The 16,172-nt window shown below is 67.8% G+C and carries 21 protein-coding genes; 17 read left to right on the top strand and 4 right to left on the bottom strand.

The window, feature by feature from the left end; all coding sequences use genetic code 11:
- The first annotated feature begins 75 nt into the window (after positions 1-75).
- Positions 76-939: a glycosyltransferase family 2 protein gene (locus ACF3NH_RS05400; protein ID WP_422922128.1), complete on the top strand. Its 864-nt coding sequence runs from the start codon at positions 76-78 to the stop codon at positions 937-939.
- Here the strand turns inward: ACF3NH_RS05400 and ACF3NH_RS05395 are convergent.
- Genes ACF3NH_RS05395 through ACF3NH_RS05385 form a run of 3 tightly spaced genes read right to left on the bottom strand, consistent with a single transcriptional unit; the run spans position 933 to position 4,240 of the window.
- A complete protein-coding gene (locus ACF3NH_RS05395; RefSeq protein WP_422922127.1) occupies positions 933-1,967 on the bottom strand; it encodes a glycosyltransferase in 1,035 nt (344 codons plus the stop codon). The genes ACF3NH_RS05400 and ACF3NH_RS05395 overlap by 7 nt on opposite strands.
- 24 nt (positions 1,968-1,991) lie before the next feature.
- Positions 1,992-3,047 carry a glycosyltransferase family 2 protein gene (locus tag ACF3NH_RS05390; RefSeq protein ID WP_422922126.1) on the bottom strand — a complete coding sequence of 352 codons (1,056 nt, stop codon included), beginning with the start codon at positions 3,045-3,047 and terminating at the stop codon, positions 1,992-1,994.
- A complete protein-coding gene (locus ACF3NH_RS05385) occupies positions 3,044-4,240 on the bottom strand; it encodes a glycosyltransferase (RefSeq protein ID WP_370592062.1) in 1,197 nt (398 codons plus the stop codon). The genes ACF3NH_RS05390 and ACF3NH_RS05385 overlap by 4 nt, the downstream gene beginning before the upstream one ends.
- Positions 4,241-4,538: 298 nt before the next feature.
- Here ACF3NH_RS05385 and ACF3NH_RS05380 point away from each other — a divergent pair, with 298 nt between their 5' ends.
- The 4 genes from ACF3NH_RS05380 to ACF3NH_RS05365 all read left to right on the top strand — a co-directional run bounded on the left by ACF3NH_RS05380 (position 4,539) and on the right by ACF3NH_RS05365 (position 8,742).
- Complete coding sequence (locus ACF3NH_RS05380) at positions 4,539-5,708, top strand: zinc-dependent alcohol dehydrogenase (protein ID WP_198367655.1); 1,170 nt, start codon at positions 4,539-4,541, stop codon at positions 5,706-5,708.
- Positions 5,705-5,860, top strand: coding sequence for a hypothetical protein (locus tag ACF3NH_RS05375; protein WP_422922125.1), 156 nt, complete (start codon positions 5,705-5,707; stop codon positions 5,858-5,860). Before ACF3NH_RS05380 ends, ACF3NH_RS05375 begins: the two co-directional genes overlap by 4 nt.
- 240 nt (positions 5,861-6,100) lie before the next feature.
- The gene (locus ACF3NH_RS05370) at positions 6,101-7,339 is read left to right on the top strand and encodes a tyrosine-type recombinase/integrase (RefSeq protein ID WP_422922124.1); all 1,239 of its coding nucleotides are present in this window, start codon (positions 6,101-6,103) and stop codon (positions 7,337-7,339) included.
- A 704-nt stretch (positions 7,340-8,043) separates the two neighbouring features.
- Positions 8,044-8,742, top strand: a complete 699-nt coding sequence (locus tag ACF3NH_RS05365; RefSeq protein WP_422922122.1) for a hypothetical protein — start codon at positions 8,044-8,046, stop codon at positions 8,740-8,742.
- Between the two features lie 413 nt (positions 8,743-9,155).
- Here ACF3NH_RS05365 and ACF3NH_RS05360 read toward each other — a convergent pair whose 3' ends face one another.
- Positions 9,156-9,314 carry a ribbon-helix-helix protein, CopG family gene (locus ACF3NH_RS05360; protein ID WP_422922121.1) on the bottom strand — a complete coding sequence of 53 codons (159 nt, stop codon included), beginning with the start codon at positions 9,312-9,314 and terminating at the stop codon, positions 9,156-9,158.
- Between the two features lie 142 nt (positions 9,315-9,456).
- Here ACF3NH_RS05360 and ACF3NH_RS05355 point away from each other — a divergent pair, with 142 nt between their 5' ends.
- The 12 genes from ACF3NH_RS05355 (at position 9,457) to ACF3NH_RS05300 (ending at position 16,128) form a co-directional block, all read left to right on the top strand.
- On the top strand, positions 9,457-9,831 hold the full coding sequence (locus ACF3NH_RS05355; RefSeq protein ID WP_422922120.1) for a hypothetical protein: 375 nt from the start codon (positions 9,457-9,459) through the stop codon (positions 9,829-9,831).
- Between the two features lie 20 nt (positions 9,832-9,851).
- Positions 9,852-10,235 (top strand): hypothetical protein, encoded by a 384-nt coding sequence (locus tag ACF3NH_RS05350; protein WP_422922119.1) that lies wholly within the window; start codon positions 9,852-9,854, stop codon positions 10,233-10,235.
- Positions 10,232-10,450: a hypothetical protein gene (locus ACF3NH_RS05345; RefSeq protein WP_422922118.1), complete on the top strand. Its 219-nt coding sequence runs from the start codon at positions 10,232-10,234 to the stop codon at positions 10,448-10,450. The genes ACF3NH_RS05350 and ACF3NH_RS05345 overlap by 4 nt, the downstream gene beginning before the upstream one ends.
- Positions 10,451-10,568: 118 nt before the next feature.
- A complete protein-coding gene (locus tag ACF3NH_RS05340; protein ID WP_422922117.1) occupies positions 10,569-11,186 on the top strand; it encodes a hypothetical protein in 618 nt (205 codons plus the stop codon).
- Positions 11,186-11,512 carry a hypothetical protein gene (locus tag ACF3NH_RS05335; protein WP_422922115.1) on the top strand — a complete coding sequence of 109 codons (327 nt, stop codon included), beginning with the start codon at positions 11,186-11,188 and terminating at the stop codon, positions 11,510-11,512. The genes ACF3NH_RS05340 and ACF3NH_RS05335 overlap by 1 nt, the downstream gene beginning before the upstream one ends.
- Positions 11,505-11,765: a hypothetical protein gene (locus ACF3NH_RS05330; RefSeq protein WP_422922113.1), complete on the top strand. Its 261-nt coding sequence runs from the start codon at positions 11,505-11,507 to the stop codon at positions 11,763-11,765. Before ACF3NH_RS05335 ends, ACF3NH_RS05330 begins: the two co-directional genes overlap by 8 nt.
- A 115-nt stretch (positions 11,766-11,880) precedes the next feature.
- Positions 11,881-12,084, top strand: a complete 204-nt coding sequence (locus ACF3NH_RS05325; protein ID WP_422922111.1) for a hypothetical protein — start codon at positions 11,881-11,883, stop codon at positions 12,082-12,084.
- A complete protein-coding gene (locus ACF3NH_RS05320) occupies positions 12,081-12,581 on the top strand; it encodes a hypothetical protein (protein WP_422922110.1) in 501 nt (166 codons plus the stop codon). The genes ACF3NH_RS05325 and ACF3NH_RS05320 overlap by 4 nt, the downstream gene beginning before the upstream one ends.
- Positions 12,578-13,012, top strand: a complete 435-nt coding sequence (locus ACF3NH_RS05315; protein WP_422922109.1) for a hypothetical protein — start codon at positions 12,578-12,580, stop codon at positions 13,010-13,012. Before ACF3NH_RS05320 ends, ACF3NH_RS05315 begins: the two co-directional genes overlap by 4 nt.
- Positions 13,009-13,875 (top strand): DUF7146 domain-containing protein, encoded by an 867-nt coding sequence (locus ACF3NH_RS05310; protein ID WP_422922108.1) that lies wholly within the window; start codon positions 13,009-13,011, stop codon positions 13,873-13,875. Before ACF3NH_RS05315 ends, ACF3NH_RS05310 begins: the two co-directional genes overlap by 4 nt.
- On the top strand, positions 13,868-15,652 hold the full coding sequence (locus ACF3NH_RS05305) for a hypothetical protein (RefSeq protein WP_422922107.1): 1,785 nt from the start codon (positions 13,868-13,870) through the stop codon (positions 15,650-15,652). Before ACF3NH_RS05310 ends, ACF3NH_RS05305 begins: the two co-directional genes overlap by 8 nt.
- The gene (locus tag ACF3NH_RS05300) at positions 15,649-16,128 is read left to right on the top strand and encodes a hypothetical protein (protein WP_422922105.1); all 480 of its coding nucleotides are present in this window, start codon (positions 15,649-15,651) and stop codon (positions 16,126-16,128) included. The genes ACF3NH_RS05305 and ACF3NH_RS05300 overlap by 4 nt, the downstream gene beginning before the upstream one ends.
- Positions 16,129-16,172 lie beyond the last annotated feature (44 nt).

The raw sequence follows: 16,172 nt of genomic DNA, 5'->3' as shown, positions 1-16,172 counted from the left end.
GCTTGACGGGGCGGCGCCGCGCGCGTCAGATCCGCCAGGGCGCTATCGGGCGCGCCATCGCGCCACGGAAGGTCCATGCCCTTGCCCGCCGCCAGCGTCCTGACCATGGCCCGCGGGCGGGAAGGGCATCTCCGCCATCTCCTCGGCGGGCTGGCCCGGAACACCTGCCTCCCCGAGCAATGTGTCGTCGTGGACCTCGGCGACACGGCCCTCGAGATCCCGCCGCTGCCCTTCCCCGTCCGGCACCACCGGATGCCCTCGGCCGGCCTGCCGCTGGCCCGCGCGCGCAATGCCGCGGCGGCCCTGGCCACGGCGCCGGTCCTGATCTTCCTCGACGTGGACTGCATCCCCGCCGCGAGCCTCGTCGCCGGCCTCGCCGCCGACGCCGCCGCGGAGGAGGCGTTGATCTGCTGCGAGATCCTCTACCTGCCCGCCGGCGCGCTGCGGGACGGGTCGGACGAGGCGCGGCTGCGCGCGCTGGGTCGGCGGCACGCGGCCAGGTCCTTTCCGCCGCGCGGCCTCCGGACCGAGCCGAATGCGGGGCTGTTCTGGTCCCTGGCCTTCGCCGTGCGGCGGGACACCTTCCTGCGCCTTGGCGGCTTCGACGAGACCTATGACGGCTACGGGGCGGAGGACACCGATCTTGCCTTCCGCGCGCGTGAGGCCGGCCTCCCCCTGCTGTTCACGGCCAGCACCCTGGCCTTCCACCAGCACCACACGGTGTACGACCCGCCGCTGCAGCATTTCACCGACATCGTCGCGAATGCCCGGCGCTTCCGGGACCGGCACGGCTTCTGGCCGATGACGGGCTGGCTGGACGCCTTCCACCGGCAGGGGCTGATCGCGCCCTATGCCGCGTCGGACCGGATCGTGGTGCTGCGCCCACCCTCCGCGGCGGAGATCGCGGCCGCCGCCTGCCCGCCGGAGCGCGCCTACTGACCCAGGCGTGCGGCGCGGTCCGCTTCCGCGTCGATGAAGGCCGCGCACCTCGCGAGGGCGCCGGGATCGTGGAGCGCGGCGATGCGGCCCGGGTCCAGCGCCATGGCCTGGGCGAGCAGCGCGGGCCAGTCCGCCGCCGCCGGCCAGGCCTCCCGCACCACCGCGGCGCCCAGCGTGGCGAGGCGGCGGGCCTTGTGGTGCTGTTCCCCGAAGGGCCGCGGCTCGGGCAGGCAAAGGAAGCGCTTGCCGAGCGCGGCGACCTCGGCCAGCAGGCCGTCCCCGGCGCCGCCGATGACCAGATCCGCCCCGGCCAGCAGCGCCTGGGCGTCCTCCCGCCAGCCCAGCAACTCGAGATTGCGCGGCGGCGCCGTGCCGCCGTGCAACAGGCCGATGGCGCGCCATCGCCACTGCGGCGTGGCGCGGGCCGCCAGGGCCAGTGCTGCCGCATCACCGCCGCTCCCGCCGCGCCCGAAGACGGTAAGGATGCCGCCCCCCTCCGAGGGCCGGATCGACGGCCCCGTCAGGAAGCCGGCGTGGAACGTCCTCTCTAGAACCCAGTCCGGGACCCCCTCCGCCTCCAGCGAGCGGGGAAAGGGGGAGAGCAGGGCCGCCGCCGCGTGGAAGGCGGCGAGGTGCGGCGGATCGTCCCGCAGCCCCGCCAGGCGGACGTAGAGGAAGGGCGTGGACATCAGCCGCGACAGCAGCGCGACCTCCACCGAGACATCCACCACCATCAGCGCCGGGCGGGCCTCGGCGATCCAGCCCGCCATCCGCGCGACCCGCCGGCGAAGGCCGTCATGCCCCAGCGGGGCGTAATGCAGCCCCGGCACGCCCGCCGGATCGGGCGGTTCCGCGCCGCTGGGCGCGTCGTCCGGCAGGGGCACCACCGGACAGGGTGCCGCGCGCGTGACGCTGTCGGGGAAGGTGCCGAGCAGGGTGCAGGGCCGCCGCAGCATGCGGGCCAGGGCGACCGCGCGTTGCCAGTGGCCGAAGCCGTGATGGTGCACGTAGTAGCCGATCGGCCTCATGCGGCCCCCATCATGCGGCCCCCATCATGCGGCCCGTGTCTCCGGGGCCATCGCCTCCAGCGCCGGGATGACGGCCTCGATGGCCTCCCAGCGCGGCGCCAGCGGCGGCAGCAGGGGCTCGGCCCGCGCGACGAAGGCGATCCCGTTCACGCTCTCCCACGCGACCGCCGCCAGCAGGGCGGGATCGGCCCCGAGCCGGGCGGCGACCGCCCCGGGGCCTTCGATGAAGCCCTGGCGCAGGGCGCGGCGGCGGCGGAACACCGCCCGCCAATGGGCGGCGTCGGGCAGGAGGTGCGCCTCGGCGCCCTCGGCCACGCGCCGCCATTTCCGCATCTCCTCGGCCATGCCGCCCGGCGCCCGGCCATCCTCGCGCGCCGAGACCCGCACCCAGGCCTCGGGCGCGTGGCGCAGCCGGCCGCCCATCCGCTCGATGGCGGCGACGAGGGCGAGATCCTCCTGCCTCTCCAGCGGCGGCACGCCGCCCGCGGCACGGTAGGCGGCGGCCGTGACCGCCAGGCTGGCGCCGGTATGGTCGCCATGCCGGGGCGGCGGATCATGCGGCAGGGGGTCGATCCGGTGGGCCAGGCCGCGCACGGCGGACCAGTAGCGCGCGACGCGGGCGCGCGCCTCCGTCAGCCAGGCCGGCAGAGGCCGGTCCGGATGCTCCAGCAGCCGGAGCTCGCCGCCGACGGCCTCGGCGCCCCGCGCGAGCGCGCCGAGCTGGGCGGAGACCCAGCCGGGCGGCGGCACGGCATCGGCATCCGTGCTGATCAGCGCACCCTCCGCCAGGCCCTCCTCCCGCAGCCAGGCCGCGCCCGCATCCATCGCGAGGCCACGGGCCACGCCGACCCGGGCACGCGCAGTGGGCAGCGTGATCTCGAGCACGCGAAGCGACAGGCGTGGCGTACGCCCCGCCAGCGCGCGCAGGAGGTCCGCCGTGCCGTCGGTGCAGTTGTTCGCCGCCACCACGACCCGGAGGCGCCCCGGCGTGTCCTGGCCGGCCAGCGCGGACACCAGATCCGGCAGCGCCTTCGCCTCGTTCCGCGCCGGCACGCAGACGACACAGGGCGGGCCGCTCACGACACGGTGCCGCCGACAAGGCCGTGGCGGCCGGCCCCGCAGGCGATCTCCCGGCGATACAGCGCCTCATAGGCGTCCACCATGGCGAGGGCATCGCAGATCGCTTCCGCGCGGGCCCGGCAATCGGCGCGCGAGAGGGTGGCGGCGGCGGGAATGGCGCGGGCCAGCGCGCGGACGTCGTCGGCGGGGGCGAGGCGGCCCGTGGCGGCATCCGTCAGCTCCGGCAGGGCGCCGCGCGAGAAGCCGGCGACGGGCGTGCCGCAGGCCAGGGCCTCGGCCACGACCAGGCCATAGGGTTCCTCCCAGCGGGGGGTGATGACCGCGACGGAGGCCGCCGCGACGGCCCGCGACAGGGCGGCGTGGTTCAGATGGCCCAGGTAGGTGACGTCCGCGCCCAGCATCGGCGCCACCTCGGCCCGCCAGTAGTCCGGGTCGCTCAGCGGTCCGGCGATCCGCAGCGGCATGCCGGCCAGGCGGGCCGCGGCGATGGCGAGATGCGCGCCCTTCTCGGGGACGAGGCGGCCGGACCAGATGGCATGCCGCTCCGGCGCCGGCTCCAGGCGGGGCCGGAAGCGGTCGAGGTCGATGCCGTTCGGGATGACGGCATCGACCGGCAGGAGGCTCCGCCACATCCCGCGCACCACCTCGGACACGGCGACGAAGCGAAGGTCCGGCCTGACGCGGCCCCTCACGCCCTTCTCCAGCGCCGGGAAAGGCGGGCAATGCAGGGCGGTGACGAACGGCACCGGCAGCCGGTGCGCCGCGAGCAGCGGCAGGGCGTGCAGGGAATTGTTATGCACCACGTCGAACCCGCCCCGCGCGATGCTCGCCATGATCTCCGCATAGGCGCGGCGCTCGCGGAGGGCGGTGAGCCTGGCGGCGAAGGGCGTGGCCGGCGTCCCCGTCGCGGGGCAGACGCAGCAGGGCTCGAGCGCCACGTCCGAGGCCTCGGCGGCGAACAGGGTGACATCATGGCCCCGCGCCAGAAGATGGCGTGCCAGGAGATGGGTATGCATCTCCAGGCCGCCGGCGAAGGGCTCGGCGATCGGATACTTCAGGTGCGCGATGAGCGCGATCCTCAGGCGCGGCGGAAGTCCGTCGAGGCTTTCCATCATGACGTCGGGAGGGGGTGGCAGGGATTCGCAGGGGAGGAGGGGCGCTGGCCCGTCAAGGGAGGGGGGCGCGTCAGTCACGTGGGGAAGGATCCCGCCGGATGGCGCGCCAGGCGCCTGAACCAGCCTGCTTCCATGGCGGCACGTCCTGTCTGGGCACGCTTTGTCTCCTGCGGAACGGCGTTCCCATGCTCAACGCCGCAGGGTGGAGGAGGTTATTGCCGCGCCAGAGCCCGCCACGCCGCGCAGCCAGGGAGAGCGGCCGGCCGCTCATGGTCAGGCCCAAGCCACAGCGGGATGTGATGACGGAACGGCGTCGATCTCCGTCGGGGTCGCGACGTTATGGTCCGGCGGCCAGATCCAGATGGAGGCGAATCCCATGAAGGCACTGACTTGGCACGGGAAAGGCGACATCCGTTGCGAGAGCGTCCCGGACCCGAGGATAGAGGATGGGCGTGACGCCATCATCAAGGTCACTTCCTGCGCCATCTGCGGCTCGGACGTCCATCTCTACGACCACGTCATTCCTTCGATGGAGAAAGGGGATGTCCTCGGGCACGAGACGATGGGCGAGGTGGTCGAGGTCGGCCGCGACAACCACAAGCTGAAGGTCGGCGACCGCGTGGTCGTGCCCTTCACCATCGCCTGCGGCGAATGCTTCTTTTGCCGGAAGGGCTTCTTCTCCGGCTGCGAGCGTTCCAACCCGAACCGTGAGAAGGCCGCCAAGCTCTGGGGCAACTCCCCCGCCGGCCTGTTCGGCTACTCGCATCTCCTGGGCGGCTTCGCGGGCGGACAGGCCGAGTATCTGCGCGTGCCCTATGCCGATGTGGGGCCGATCAAGGTTCCGGACGGGATGACGGACGAGCAGGTCCTGTTCCTCTCGGACATCTTCCCGACGGGGTACATGGCCGCCGAGTTCTGCGATCTGCGGGGCGGTGAGACCGTGGCCATCTGGGGTTGCGGGCCGGTCGGCCAGTTCGCGATCCGCAGCGCCTTCCTGCTGGGCGCCGAGCGCGTCATCGCGATCGACACGGTTCCGGAGCGCCTGGAGATGGCGCGGCAGGCCGGCGCGCTCGTCCTCGATTTCAAGCAGGATGACGTCTACGACCGGATCATGGAACTGACAGCGGGCCGCGGCGCGGATGCCTGCATCGACGCGGTGGGCACGGAGGCGAGCGCCACCGGCTCGCTGGATGCGGTCCTGGACCGCGTGAAGGTCGCGACCTTCATGGGCACCGATCGTCCCCATGTGCTGCGGCAGGCCATCCATTGCTGCCGCAACTTCGGCATCGTCTCCATCGTCGGCGTCTATGGTGGGTTGCTGGACAAGATCCCCATGGGATCGGCCATCAACCGCGGCCTGACCTTCCGCATGGCGCAGACACCGGTGCAGCACTACCTGCCCATGTTGCTGGAGCGGATTCAGAAGGGCGAGATCGACCCTGCCTTCGTCATCACGCACACCGCGCCGCTGGAGGAGGGGCCGGGCCTCTACAAAACCTTCCGCGACAAGAAGGATGGCTGCATCAAGGTTGTCCTCAAGCCGTGAGGTCCGCCGCCTGTCCGGCGCTCGATGCCATCGGACAGGCCCGCCTCACCTGCCGCTTTCTGTCCGAAATCACCACGATCAAGTTCATTCGGCGGCTGATGAAAAGCCGTGGGACTGCTGGCTGGGAAGCCGCGGTCGGGCAGGGCGGCTGAAAGCTAAATGCTTGAAAAGACTGGCGGACCCGATACGATTCGAACGTACGACCTTTGCCTTCGGAGGGCGCTCGAAAGGGGCTTTCTGGAGTTTTCCTGAGATGGCCGGAGCTTTCTAAGACGCTGATTCCGAACGGGAATGGTATCACGCGCCATCTCGGGAAATTTCCCGCCTATTCCCCGATTTCCGTTTCCGTGGTGACTCCCTGGTGACACTAGAAGCCCAGGGCAAAGGTCGTCATGGCGAAGCTGACCAAGCGTATCGTGGATGCCGCCGAGCCGCGGGATGCGGCCTATTTCATCTGGTGCAGTGATCTGCCGGGCTTCGGCGTGCGGGTCTTCCCCTCCGGCCGGCGGGTCTATTACGCCGACTACCGCCCTCAGGCCGGTGGCCGGAAGCGTATGTCCCTCGGGGTGCATGGCAAGCTGACGACGGAAGAGGCCAGGAGACTGGCCGTGATTACCCTGGGCAGCGTGTTGCAGGGTGAGGACCCCGCCGAGGAGCGCGCCACCCGCCGCAAGACCCTGACCATGCGGGAGTTGTGCGAGCGCTACCTGGAGGCGGCAGACAAGGGCCTGATCCTGGGCAAGCGGGGCGCGGCCAAGAAAGCCACGACGCTGGTCTCTGACCGGAGCCGGATTGCCGCGCATATCCTGCCGCTGCTGGGCAATCGGAAGGTGTCGGACCTGACCCGGACGGACGTGACGCGGTTCATGCGGGACGTGGTGGCCGGCAAGGCGGCGCGGGACATCAAGACCGGCAAGCCGCATGGGCGCTCCATCGTGGAGGGCGGGAAGGGGGCCGCCACCCGCACCATGGGCCTGCTGGGCGGTATCCTCTCCTTCGCCGTGTCCGAAGGAATCATCCAGGCCAATCCTGTGCATGGCGTGAAGCGGCCCGCCGACAACCGCCGGCGCCTGCGGCTGACCCCAGAGACCTATCGCCAGCTCGGCAAGGCGCTGGAGAAGTGGGAAGCCGAGGGTGGCAGCGGGGTTGCCATCCTGGCTATCCGCCTGCTGGCCCTGACCGGCTGCCGCAGAGGCGAGATCGAGAACTTACGTTGGGCGGAGGTGGACCTGCCCGGCCAGGCGCTGCGGCTCGCGGACAGCAAGGAAGGCGCCTCAGTGCGCCCGATCGGCAAGGCGGTGGTGGATCTGCTGGAAGGGCTGGGCCGGAGCGGGCCCTACGTCTGCCCCGGCCGGGAGCCTGAGAGACCCTATGGCGGACTGACCGGGGCATGGCGCCGGCTGGTCAAGGAAGCCGGGCTGGAAGGGGTGACGCCGCACACCCTGCGGCATGGCTTCGCCTCCATGGCTGCCGACCTCGGGTACAGCGAGCCGACCATCGCCGCGATGATCGGGCACTCCTCCGGAACCATGACCGGACGGTACGTGCACCACCTGGACGCCGTGCTGGTGGCAGCCGCCGATCGAGTGGCAGGAGAGGTGTGGTCAGCGATGGGGGGTGCGGGAGCCTAGGGTAGACGAATCAGCGTTCCAAGCGTTCCCAGCGTTCCATATCAGCAAAATCAATGCGTTACGCGGAACGCTAGCGATCCGCGGCAGCGTTCCGGGAACGGTGATGAGCGTTCCGGGAAGGGGCTTTTGCTAGTCGCTTAAGGTCGCGCTACTTTCCGGGAATCAGGATTTTGCAAAACGGTCTTGCAGATCATTCGGGCTACATTCCCTCTCATGGCAATCTCGTTCGCCAATGAAGCTCGCGCACATTTTGTACGTAAATCTGCTTTCATCGGTGGATTAAAGCGCTAGATTCTAATTCCAGCGGTGCGCTGCGCACTGCGCACCGCTGGTTAACCGCTCCCCCCTATCGATGGGGTGGCAGGAATCGGGAGCAAGACACGGTGGCCATCAACCTTAGTAGTACGAACCGAGCCTACGAAAAACTTCTTGAGTTGGCTGGCGGACGTATGGATTTGGTTGAGCGGGCGCTCATTGCTGCTTCTCGAAGGAATGCAGGCCCTCCTCGGCTCTCTCAGGTAGAGGCCGAGCTACAAACCCTGATGCGTAAGGAAACGCCTGCGCATGCAGCCTGACGGACGATGGGTGGGCTTTCTCTTCAAGCTTTAGCATTATTCTATGTCCTTGCTCCGGGCTGTATAGTATTCCTAAGCTTTCACTACCGCAGCGGTCTAACTCGCCTTGATATGCAACGTGGCGTCCTCATGGACACAGCCTTGTTTGTGCTTGCCGCTGCCATACTTCATGGCGTGGTTGGTCTGGTGGTGCTTTATGTCGCCGAGTGGTTCGCTGAATGCAGGGTTGTAGCCACCGCCGCTGCACTTGCTTCCGGGACCTTTGAAACTTTTCCTAAGAATCAGGCCTGCAGCGTGCACTTCGGGCTGGGATTGGGCGTTGTTGAATTTATGGGCGTATCAGCCCTCGCTCTTTATGTCGGATCTCGGCTAGCAAAAATCACGACGAATGCTCGTATTGCTAAGGCTGTCTTCGGGCCATACTACGAGCAAAGAAACGGCGATAGCATTGTGATCGCCAACATTATGACAAAAATAACTCATTCCGGCTGTGTCGTGATGTATGAAGGGAAGGTTGATGAGATTTCGATCGGAGCATCTCGGAAGATCAATTATGTATGTATCATCAAACCTCAACGATTTTTGCTGAAGATTAACGAGAAGACTGGACTTAGCAGCACTACGCATCGAAGCCGATTTGTTTCGATTGATAGAGATGGGTATCCTACATCTCGAATGACGATTTCCGGCGAGGATATCGCCAATCTCTTGACCCGTACCCACCCTGTGATTCTAGAAGATGATGAGCAGGCAGGCGATCGGTCCTCACGACGAGAACTGTTTCAGGGCATCATCAACCCTTGGAAATGGTTCAGGCGGCGCCCGTGACAAATTTACCATTTGACCCGACGAAGGTGCCGTGATTCAAGGCCTTGCAAGCGGTGGTGCCGCCGTCGCGAGCGATGACTAGGTAGCGACTACACTAAAACGGCAGTTCGAGCTGCCGTGGCAGGGACCGCCAATGAGCCACTACGTGCTCATGGCGCCCTAGCCGGAAGCGCACGTAAGGTCTTACGTGCACAACCTTCTCTCTATGAGAGGCCATTGCCTTTCTCCCAATCCAAGGTGGGAACGAGCCCACCGCTCCGGGGCGCCGGTTGCAGCCCCCGGCCATAGGGCTGGCAATCGTTCCGGATGATCGGTTGAAGTGCGACGGCGGCACCGTCGCCAAATCTGTCCAAAATTACCGCTGAGTCAATCGATTCGCTGCCAATGCGCGCAGAAGGCGAGGCGTCGTCTAGTTACCCTTGACTGGGCAGGTACCCCTTCTCCGTCAGCCAAGCCTTCAAGATCCGCTCCACCAGCGACGAGACGGAGCGGTCGTCGTCTTTGGCGGCCTTCTCTAGTGCAGCTTTGATCTCGGGCTCGACCCGGAACCCTAGCGGATGGGTCTTAGCCATGTTGTGATTTCTCATACAATGTTGTTGACATGCGCTGAACATTGTATGAGGTTGTCGCCGCTTCCACAACAGAAGCGGCTGAAGGTGCGGCGGCAACCGCATCCCTCAGCCTAACCACGACCGATCCTCAGGAGATCAGGCAATGGCTACGCGCGCCGATAGCACACTCGCGCCTACCCGCAGAAGACAGCCTGCCAGGGGTGTGCACAGTGAGCACAGCCTTCTCGTGCTGGCCGAGCGGGTGGTTCTGAACCGCAGCGGTTCCAAACCCTTCCGCGCTGCCCCGGCGCAAAAGCCCTACCGCCCCGGCTTCCTGCGGCGCTCCCTGGCCTATATCGCGAACGGCGACCGGCCGCCGCCGCTGTTGCGCTTCGGCAGTGCGCCGTCCTGCAACGTGCTTGGGAACCAACGGCAGGGTGCCGTTAGTTCCCAGCGCGCAGACACCGCCCTCCGCGCCAGCCTCGCCGCCTGCTGCATCATCTTCGCGGCCTGTGCCGGATGGGCGGTGACGCTGTGAGCCGCGGGAGAAGAGGCGTCATGATCGCCGCAGCCCTGGCGCCGGTGGCCGCCGCACCGTCCGTCATCCTGGGAAATTCCCACCATGACCACCTGCCCCACGCCGACGCCGAACTGATCCGCCTCTGCGGCGCGTACATCGAGGCGCTGGACGCCTACACCGACTCGGGCAGCCAGCTCGATTGCGAAGACGATCCGCTCTGGCAGGCCATCGAGGCGCTGGAAGAGCAGCTGGACGGCCTCACCGCCCGCACCCTGGACGGGGTTGCCGCGCTGGGCAGGGTGGCGCAGCGGTGGGCGCTGCAACAGGATGGATCGGAGAACTTCGACACCTCCTTCACGGGCGACTGGCCGGAGCGGGTGGTGCGGAACGTGCTGAGGCTTCAGGCGGAGGGCCGGGCATGAAGCGCCTCCGCAAGCTTTGGCTCCGCGTCCGCATCCGCTGCCTGGAATTGGAACTGGCCTGGCGCGAGGGGCGGAAGCAGGCGCTGGCCGCCGAGATCGAAGAGCGGTTTGGCTATCCGGACGGCTGGCTCTTGGAGCCAGGGAATGCCGAGAAGCATCTCGGATGGCTGGAGCAGCGGCAGAGGTGGCATCGGGGGCGGAGGGCAGCGCCATAGGCCTCCCTCAGCATCCAAACTAAAATCTCTGGGATGATGCCATAGTTATTGACCGCAGCCGATGCCGCGCTGTAGAACTAACCATGGCATCATCCCAAAGTTTGCTGCGGAGATTTCTGTGAAGCTCAACACCTTCTGCGGCCACCTCGTGCCGCTCCTACGGCTACCCATGAGTGACTTCACGGAGTTGCAGCGTGCTCTCAAGGAGCAGTCCGCTCACTTCGATCCCGAGAACGAATTGAACGCCAGCGTCCATCGGTATGCTGAGACCGCTGGCGTCGGCTTCGATCCGAATCTGTTGAAGGGAAAGGCGGGGCCGGGCGGGGGGATCGAGATGGATTCCTTCCGGGCCGCCTTTTTCGTGCTGGCGGTGGCCTTGAACGGGCCGCGGAAGGAGAGCGCGACCGCGACCTGGCAGACGTGGCACCTCAATCAGGAAGGTTCCATCCTCAGCGGCATGGGCGAGGACTTTCAGGGCCACTTCGCGATCTGTCCGCTGACCAAGCAGCATCTCTTCGGCGAGGCTTTGAAGGCGATCATCGAGGATGTCGAACTGGCGGAGCGTGTGAAGGAAGTTCGCGTGGCCTCGAACCGCACTGCCGAGATCCGGTATGACGCGGAGAGCATCTCGAAGTTCGAGAAGCCCCACTCGGAGTATACACCGCTGTATCGTGTCGCGGTGGTCGATGGGCGTGTCTGGCGGCAGATCGCGCGCCTGATCGAGAGCGGGCGGTGATGTCCCACGACCTCCACCCCTTCCACATCACCGACGTCGCGATTTATTGCCCGCCGCGCATGGCTGGCAGCCGGGCGCTGCTGGCGACGATGACCGTGGAGATTGGCCCCGTCACTTTGAGCGGCTGCCGCCTGCTGCGCCCCTACGTCGGCGGCAGCGCCTACCTGACCCTGCCCGGGCAGAGCCGCTCCGTCCGCGCCGCCATCAGGTCGCCGCGCCTGGCCGCCGACCTTAACGCCGCCGCCGTCAAGGCCTTCGCCGCCGCTGGCGGCAGTCTCAAGGCCCGGCTCGACTTCAGCACCATCCTGGAGAATGCCGATGACTGATCAGCCTGCCGAGCCTCGTCTTACCGGGAGCCTGCGCAATCCGAATCTCCGTCGCTGGGAAGCCTCGGAGTATCTGTACCTGACGCGCGGCTGGAAGATTGCCCCGGCGACGCTCGCGAAGCTGGTGACCGAAGGCGGCGGCCCACCCTTCTTCAAGGTGAACCGCACGCCGCTCTATCCGAAGGTGGAGCTTGATCGCTGGGCCGATGAAAAGCTTGGCAAGCTGCGCACCAGCAGCAGCGACGCGGGGTAGGGAGGGTCTAGGCGGAGAAAAGCAGGCAGATCGACTGGACATCGATCTCCTACACGCCTCCGCCGGTCTCGACAACTACCGTTTTTGAGACACGAAAGTCGGAGAAAATCAAAACATGAGCCATCGGCTCTTGGCGCCCGAAGTGCGCCCTGATGACAAGCGCATCCGCTTGCTTGAAGTGCCTTGCGCGAACGATCCGGACACGCCGCGCGCGGCCTTGTTGATCCCCGATGCGATGAACCGGCGGCCGGCGCTGCGGTTCTTCGCCTCCGTGGCCGCGGCGATCAGCCACAAGCGCATGCTGGAGGGTGGGCGATGAACGCACCCGTCAACATCCGCAAGCGCGCCGAGATCGAGTTGACCATCGACAAGATGATCCAGGCAGGCGAGGGCTTTCGTGCGCCGCTGTTGCGTGCCGCCGCTGACGGCCTGATCGCGGTCACAATCTCGACGCGCGGCTCGCCGGTTCCGGCGAATCTGCTGAAAGCGAAGAAGGCGACCTGTGTCCTGCTCGCCGACGATCATCCTTTGGCCACCGGGCCGGATCGCTGGGAACAGGCGAAGACGCTGCTCCGGTGGTCGGAGATGGTGATCCTGCACGCTGCCGGTGGCCAGGACCGGCACTACATCCTGGCCGCCATGCTGACCATGATCAGCGGGCGCGTGGTGCTGGTTGAAATGCAGGGACAGCACCATGACGCGTGGCGGGCCCTGGCACTGACCATGATGGATGGGCGCCGTATTCTCAGCATCGTGGTGCCGCCCGGTGATGTGCATCCCCGGCCCGGCGCGCCTGAGGGAGTGACGATCCAGTGAGCGCACTCACTCCCGCCACCCGCGAGCGGCTGGTGAAAATCCTTGCCTTGCTCGGCAGCGATGTCGATGGCGAACGTGCCGCCGCGGCACTGGCCGCGCATCGGCTGATCCAGAAATCCGGCACGACCTGGGAGGCGCTGTTGGCAACGAGCTTCGTGTCCGTCGCTCCGGTACCGCCCCCGCCGCGCCCGTCGTCGCGAAAGCACCGCGGCTTCTCGGAGAGCGGCCTGCGCGATGCGCTGCGTGACGTTGCCGTGCAAAGCCTGAGCAAGCACCTGCATCTGTTGAATGCCGAGGAACAGTCCATGGCCCGCACGGTCATCGATGCCGCCTGGGGTGTCGGTTCGGGCCGATGGAACAAGCACTGGCAGCAGAAGCTCGACTATCTGAATGGCATCACTCGGCGACGCAGGGAGGAGGCGGCGGCATGATCAGCGCGCAGGATCTCGCCGGCCGCCTCGCCCTGCGGAAGTATCGCCGCTCCTGGCGCGGCGACTGCCCCGCCTGCACTTATCACGGCGCGTTCAGCCTGCGCGGCGATGGCGACAAGATCCTCGTCCATTGCAGCAACGGCTGTGACCGCGAAGCACTGGCCGATGCGATCAGCCGCGTCGCCGGCGGCGACTGGCAGCGGCCGGAGCCGGAAACGCAGACGGACGCGGAGAAGAAGCTCAAGCGGCAGGAGGCCGTGCTGCGCCTCTGGAGCAGCAGCATCTCCGCCTCCGATACGCTGGTCGATCGCTACCTGGCCGGCCGCGGGCTGCCGGGGCTGGCCGCCTCCGCCGCCCTGCGATTCCGCCAGGACGTGCATCACCCGGAGGGCGGCAGACTGCCCGCCATGGTCGCGGCGGTGATGGATGCCGGCGGGGCGATCATCGCCGTCCACCGGACCTTCCTCAATGTGGAATCCGGCGGCAAGGCCAGCGTCACCCCTAACAAGGCCAGCCTCGGCCCGGTCTGGGGCGGCGCCATCCGCCTTGATCCCGTGGCGCCGGATCTGGTGATCGGCGAAGGCATCGAATCCTCGGCCTCCGCCGGCCGGCTGCTGCACCTGCCCGCCTGGGCCGCGATCAGCGCCGGCAACCTGGAGAAGGGCCTGGTGCTGCCGCCCGCGGTGCGCAGCGTGGTCATCGCCGCCGATCGCGACCTGCCTGGCCAACGGGCCGCCTGGGCCGCGGCGGAGCGCTGGCGGGCCGAGGGCCGCACCGTGCGCGTGGCCCTGCCGGACGAGCATCCCGACTTCAACGATCTGCTGCGCGCCCACCAGCCGGCGCAGGAGGCAGCACATGCCTGAAGGGTTCACCATCCTGACCGACAAGCCGCAGCAGGACGAGGAAGAAGGCCGCACCGGCCAGCGACAGCAGATTGTTGATGCGGTGCTGGATGCCGGCGTTCTGTTCTGGCGCGATCCGGACTGGAACACCTTCGCCACGGTGAAGGGGCAGCGCGGCGAGATCGCCCGCTTCCGGGTCCGGACCAAGGCCTTCGCCATGCTGGTCCGCAGCATCTATGCCAAGCGCCACCCAACCCGCAGCGGCCATCCCGGCAGCGTCAGTGACAAGGCCCTGTCCGAGGCCCTGCCAGCGCTGGAGGCCATGGCGATCAATGAGGCGCCACGGCTGCACGAGGTGCGGGTGCTGCGGGACAAGGGCGTGATCTGGCTCGACCTCGGCAACGAAGACTGGCAGCTCGTCCGCATCGATGCCAATGGCTGGCGGATTGTCGCCTCGGCCGATGTGCCGCTGGTCCGCCCGGTCGGGGTGCGGGCGCTGCCGGTGCCGTCGGCCGATCCTGATGCGCTGGCGAAGCTGCGACGGTTGCTCAATTTGTGGGTGCCGCGCGATGCCGCAGGACAGGAGGATCTGGCCGACCTGCGACTGGTGACTGCCTGGCTGCTGGCCGCGCTCTACCCATCCGGCCCCTATCCGGTGCTGGCGCTCGATGGTGAGCAGGGCAGCGGCAAGAGCACAGCTAGCAAGATGCTGCGGCGCCTGGTCGATCCGAACATGGCCGAGCACCGCGCCACGCCGCGCAGCGAGGATGATCTGCTGATTGCCGCGCAGAACGGCCGCATCGTGGCAATCGACAATGTCAGTTACCTGGACCCCGACATGGCCGATGCGCTGTGCCGGCTGGCCACGGGTGCGGGCTTCAGCAAGCGGCGGCTGTATTCGGACAGCGAGGAGGTCATTGTCTCCGTTGCCCGGCCGGTGCTGTTGAACGGCATTCCCTCGCTGCTGGCCCGCGGTGACCTGGCCGACCGGGCCCTGGCCATCGCCCTGCCGCCGATTCCGGATGCCGCCCGCAAGCCGGAGGATGAGGTCTGGAAGGATTTCGAGGCGGCGGCGCCGGGTATCCTGGCCCTGCTGCTGGACGGACTGGCCCTGGCGCTGAAGCGGCTGCCGACCCTGCGCCTGTCGCGCCTGCCGAGGATGGCCGACTTCGCCCGCCTGGCCTGCGCCGCGGCCCCGGCCTTCGGCTGGACCGAGGAGGAGATGCTGGAGGCGATCGAAGGCAACCGCGCCGCCGCCGTGGCCAATGTCATTGAGGCCGATCCGATCGCCGTCGCCATCCAGTCCATCGCCACCAACCATGCCAGCCACACCGCCTGGACCGGTAGCGCCACCCGGTTGCTGGAACTGGTGAACGAGGCCGTGCCGATCGAGATCCAGAGGGAGCGGGGCTATCCGAAGGACGCCGCCCGCCTCTCCGCCCGCCTGAAGCGGGTCTCGCCGGCGCTGCGCCGGGCGGGCGTGACGGTCACGCTGCCGACCTCCGGTGGCAGGGCCGGTCGGGAGATCCGCATCTCGTTGTGGGAACAAGAGGGCGAACAGCGTTCCGAGCGTTCCCAGCGTTCCACCCCTGATAATCCAGACACTTACTTCACCGAAGCGGGGACGGCGCAGCGATCCGGGAACGCTGCGGAGCGTTCCGGGAACGCTGACGAAAGTGGCCAGTGTTACGATAAGCCATTGAATAATAAGGACCGGAACGCTGGGAACGCTCGGAACGCTGATTCGTCTACCCTAGGCTCCCGCACCTCGCCTCCGGTCTGGGAGGAAACCCTGTGACTGCCGCGGCGACCCTGCATCGGCTGGAGGAGGCCGGCGTTGAGATCGTGGTACAGGGCGATCAGCTCCGGTTGCGGGGGCAGAAGCCGGCTGACGACCTCCTGGCTGAGGCCAGGACCCGGAAGGTCGAGATCATCCAGCTCCTGGCGGAGCGGGACGCCCGCGACACCGCCGCCGAACGCGCCGCCATCCAGGAGGAGCCGCCCGCACCCCAGCCGGCGCCCGAACCCCGGCGGCTGATCGACGGCCTGCTGAGCGCGGGATTGCAGCGCCCGCCGTCCTGGCCCGATCCGGCGGCTCGCCCGGCCCCCGGCGCCTGGTGCGGCTGCTGCGGACGGTTCGATCCGCGTCAGGGTGGCCGGTGGTGGCGGGATCTGCGGAACGAGTGGGATGGTGGCGCGCCGGGCTGGTGCTGCGCGACCTGCCATCCGCCTGACCATCTCGCACCGGACCAGTATGAGACGGTGCGGAGCTAAGGCCGGCGAGATTGCCCGCCTAACCTCGCTGCCTCCCGAGATTT

The sequence above is a fragment of the Pseudoroseomonas sp. WGS1072 genome (genome assembly GCF_049340465.1).
Classification (GTDB): Bacteria; Pseudomonadota; Alphaproteobacteria; order Acetobacterales; family Acetobacteraceae; genus Pseudoroseomonas.
This window is presented reverse-complemented; position numbering and strand designations above follow the sequence as displayed.

Bases quoted from the DNA above. Each gene is read 5' to 3' on its own strand.
- ACF3NH_RS05335 (WP_422922115.1), top strand. From the start codon at position 11,186: ATGTCCCACGACCTCCACCCCTTCCACATCACCGACGTCGCGATTTAT.
- ACF3NH_RS05350 (WP_422922119.1), top strand. From the start codon at position 9,852: ATGATCGCCGCAGCCCTGGCGCCGGTGGCCGCCGCACCGTCCGTCATC.
- ACF3NH_RS05360 (WP_422922121.1), bottom strand. From the start codon at position 9,314: ATGGCTAAGACCCATCCGCTAGGGTTCCGGGTCGAGCCCGAGATCAAA.
- ACF3NH_RS05380 (WP_198367655.1), top strand. From the start codon at position 4,539: ATGAAGGCACTGACTTGGCACGGGAAAGGCGACATCCGTTGCGAGAGC.
- ACF3NH_RS05395 (WP_422922127.1), bottom strand. From the start codon at position 1,967: ATGAGGCCGATCGGCTACTACGTGCACCATCACGGCTTCGGCCACTGG.
- ACF3NH_RS05365 (WP_422922122.1), top strand. From the start codon at position 8,044: ATGGACACAGCCTTGTTTGTGCTTGCCGCTGCCATACTTCATGGCGTG.
- ACF3NH_RS05355 (WP_422922120.1), top strand. From the start codon at position 9,457: ATGGCTACGCGCGCCGATAGCACACTCGCGCCTACCCGCAGAAGACAG.
- ACF3NH_RS05325 (WP_422922111.1), top strand. From the start codon at position 11,881: ATGAGCCATCGGCTCTTGGCGCCCGAAGTGCGCCCTGATGACAAGCGC.
- ACF3NH_RS05305 (WP_422922107.1), top strand. From the start codon at position 13,868: ATGCCTGAAGGGTTCACCATCCTGACCGACAAGCCGCAGCAGGACGAG.
- ACF3NH_RS05345 (WP_422922118.1), top strand. From the start codon at position 10,232: ATGAAGCGCCTCCGCAAGCTTTGGCTCCGCGTCCGCATCCGCTGCCTG.
- ACF3NH_RS05330 (WP_422922113.1), top strand. From the start codon at position 11,505: ATGACTGATCAGCCTGCCGAGCCTCGTCTTACCGGGAGCCTGCGCAAT.
- ACF3NH_RS05310 (WP_422922108.1), top strand. From the start codon at position 13,009: ATGATCAGCGCGCAGGATCTCGCCGGCCGCCTCGCCCTGCGGAAGTAT.
- ACF3NH_RS05400 (WP_422922128.1), top strand. From the start codon at position 76: ATGCCCTTGCCCGCCGCCAGCGTCCTGACCATGGCCCGCGGGCGGGAA.
- ACF3NH_RS05370 (WP_422922124.1), top strand. From the start codon at position 6,101: ATGGCGAAGCTGACCAAGCGTATCGTGGATGCCGCCGAGCCGCGGGAT.
- ACF3NH_RS05320 (WP_422922110.1), top strand. From the start codon at position 12,081: ATGAACGCACCCGTCAACATCCGCAAGCGCGCCGAGATCGAGTTGACC.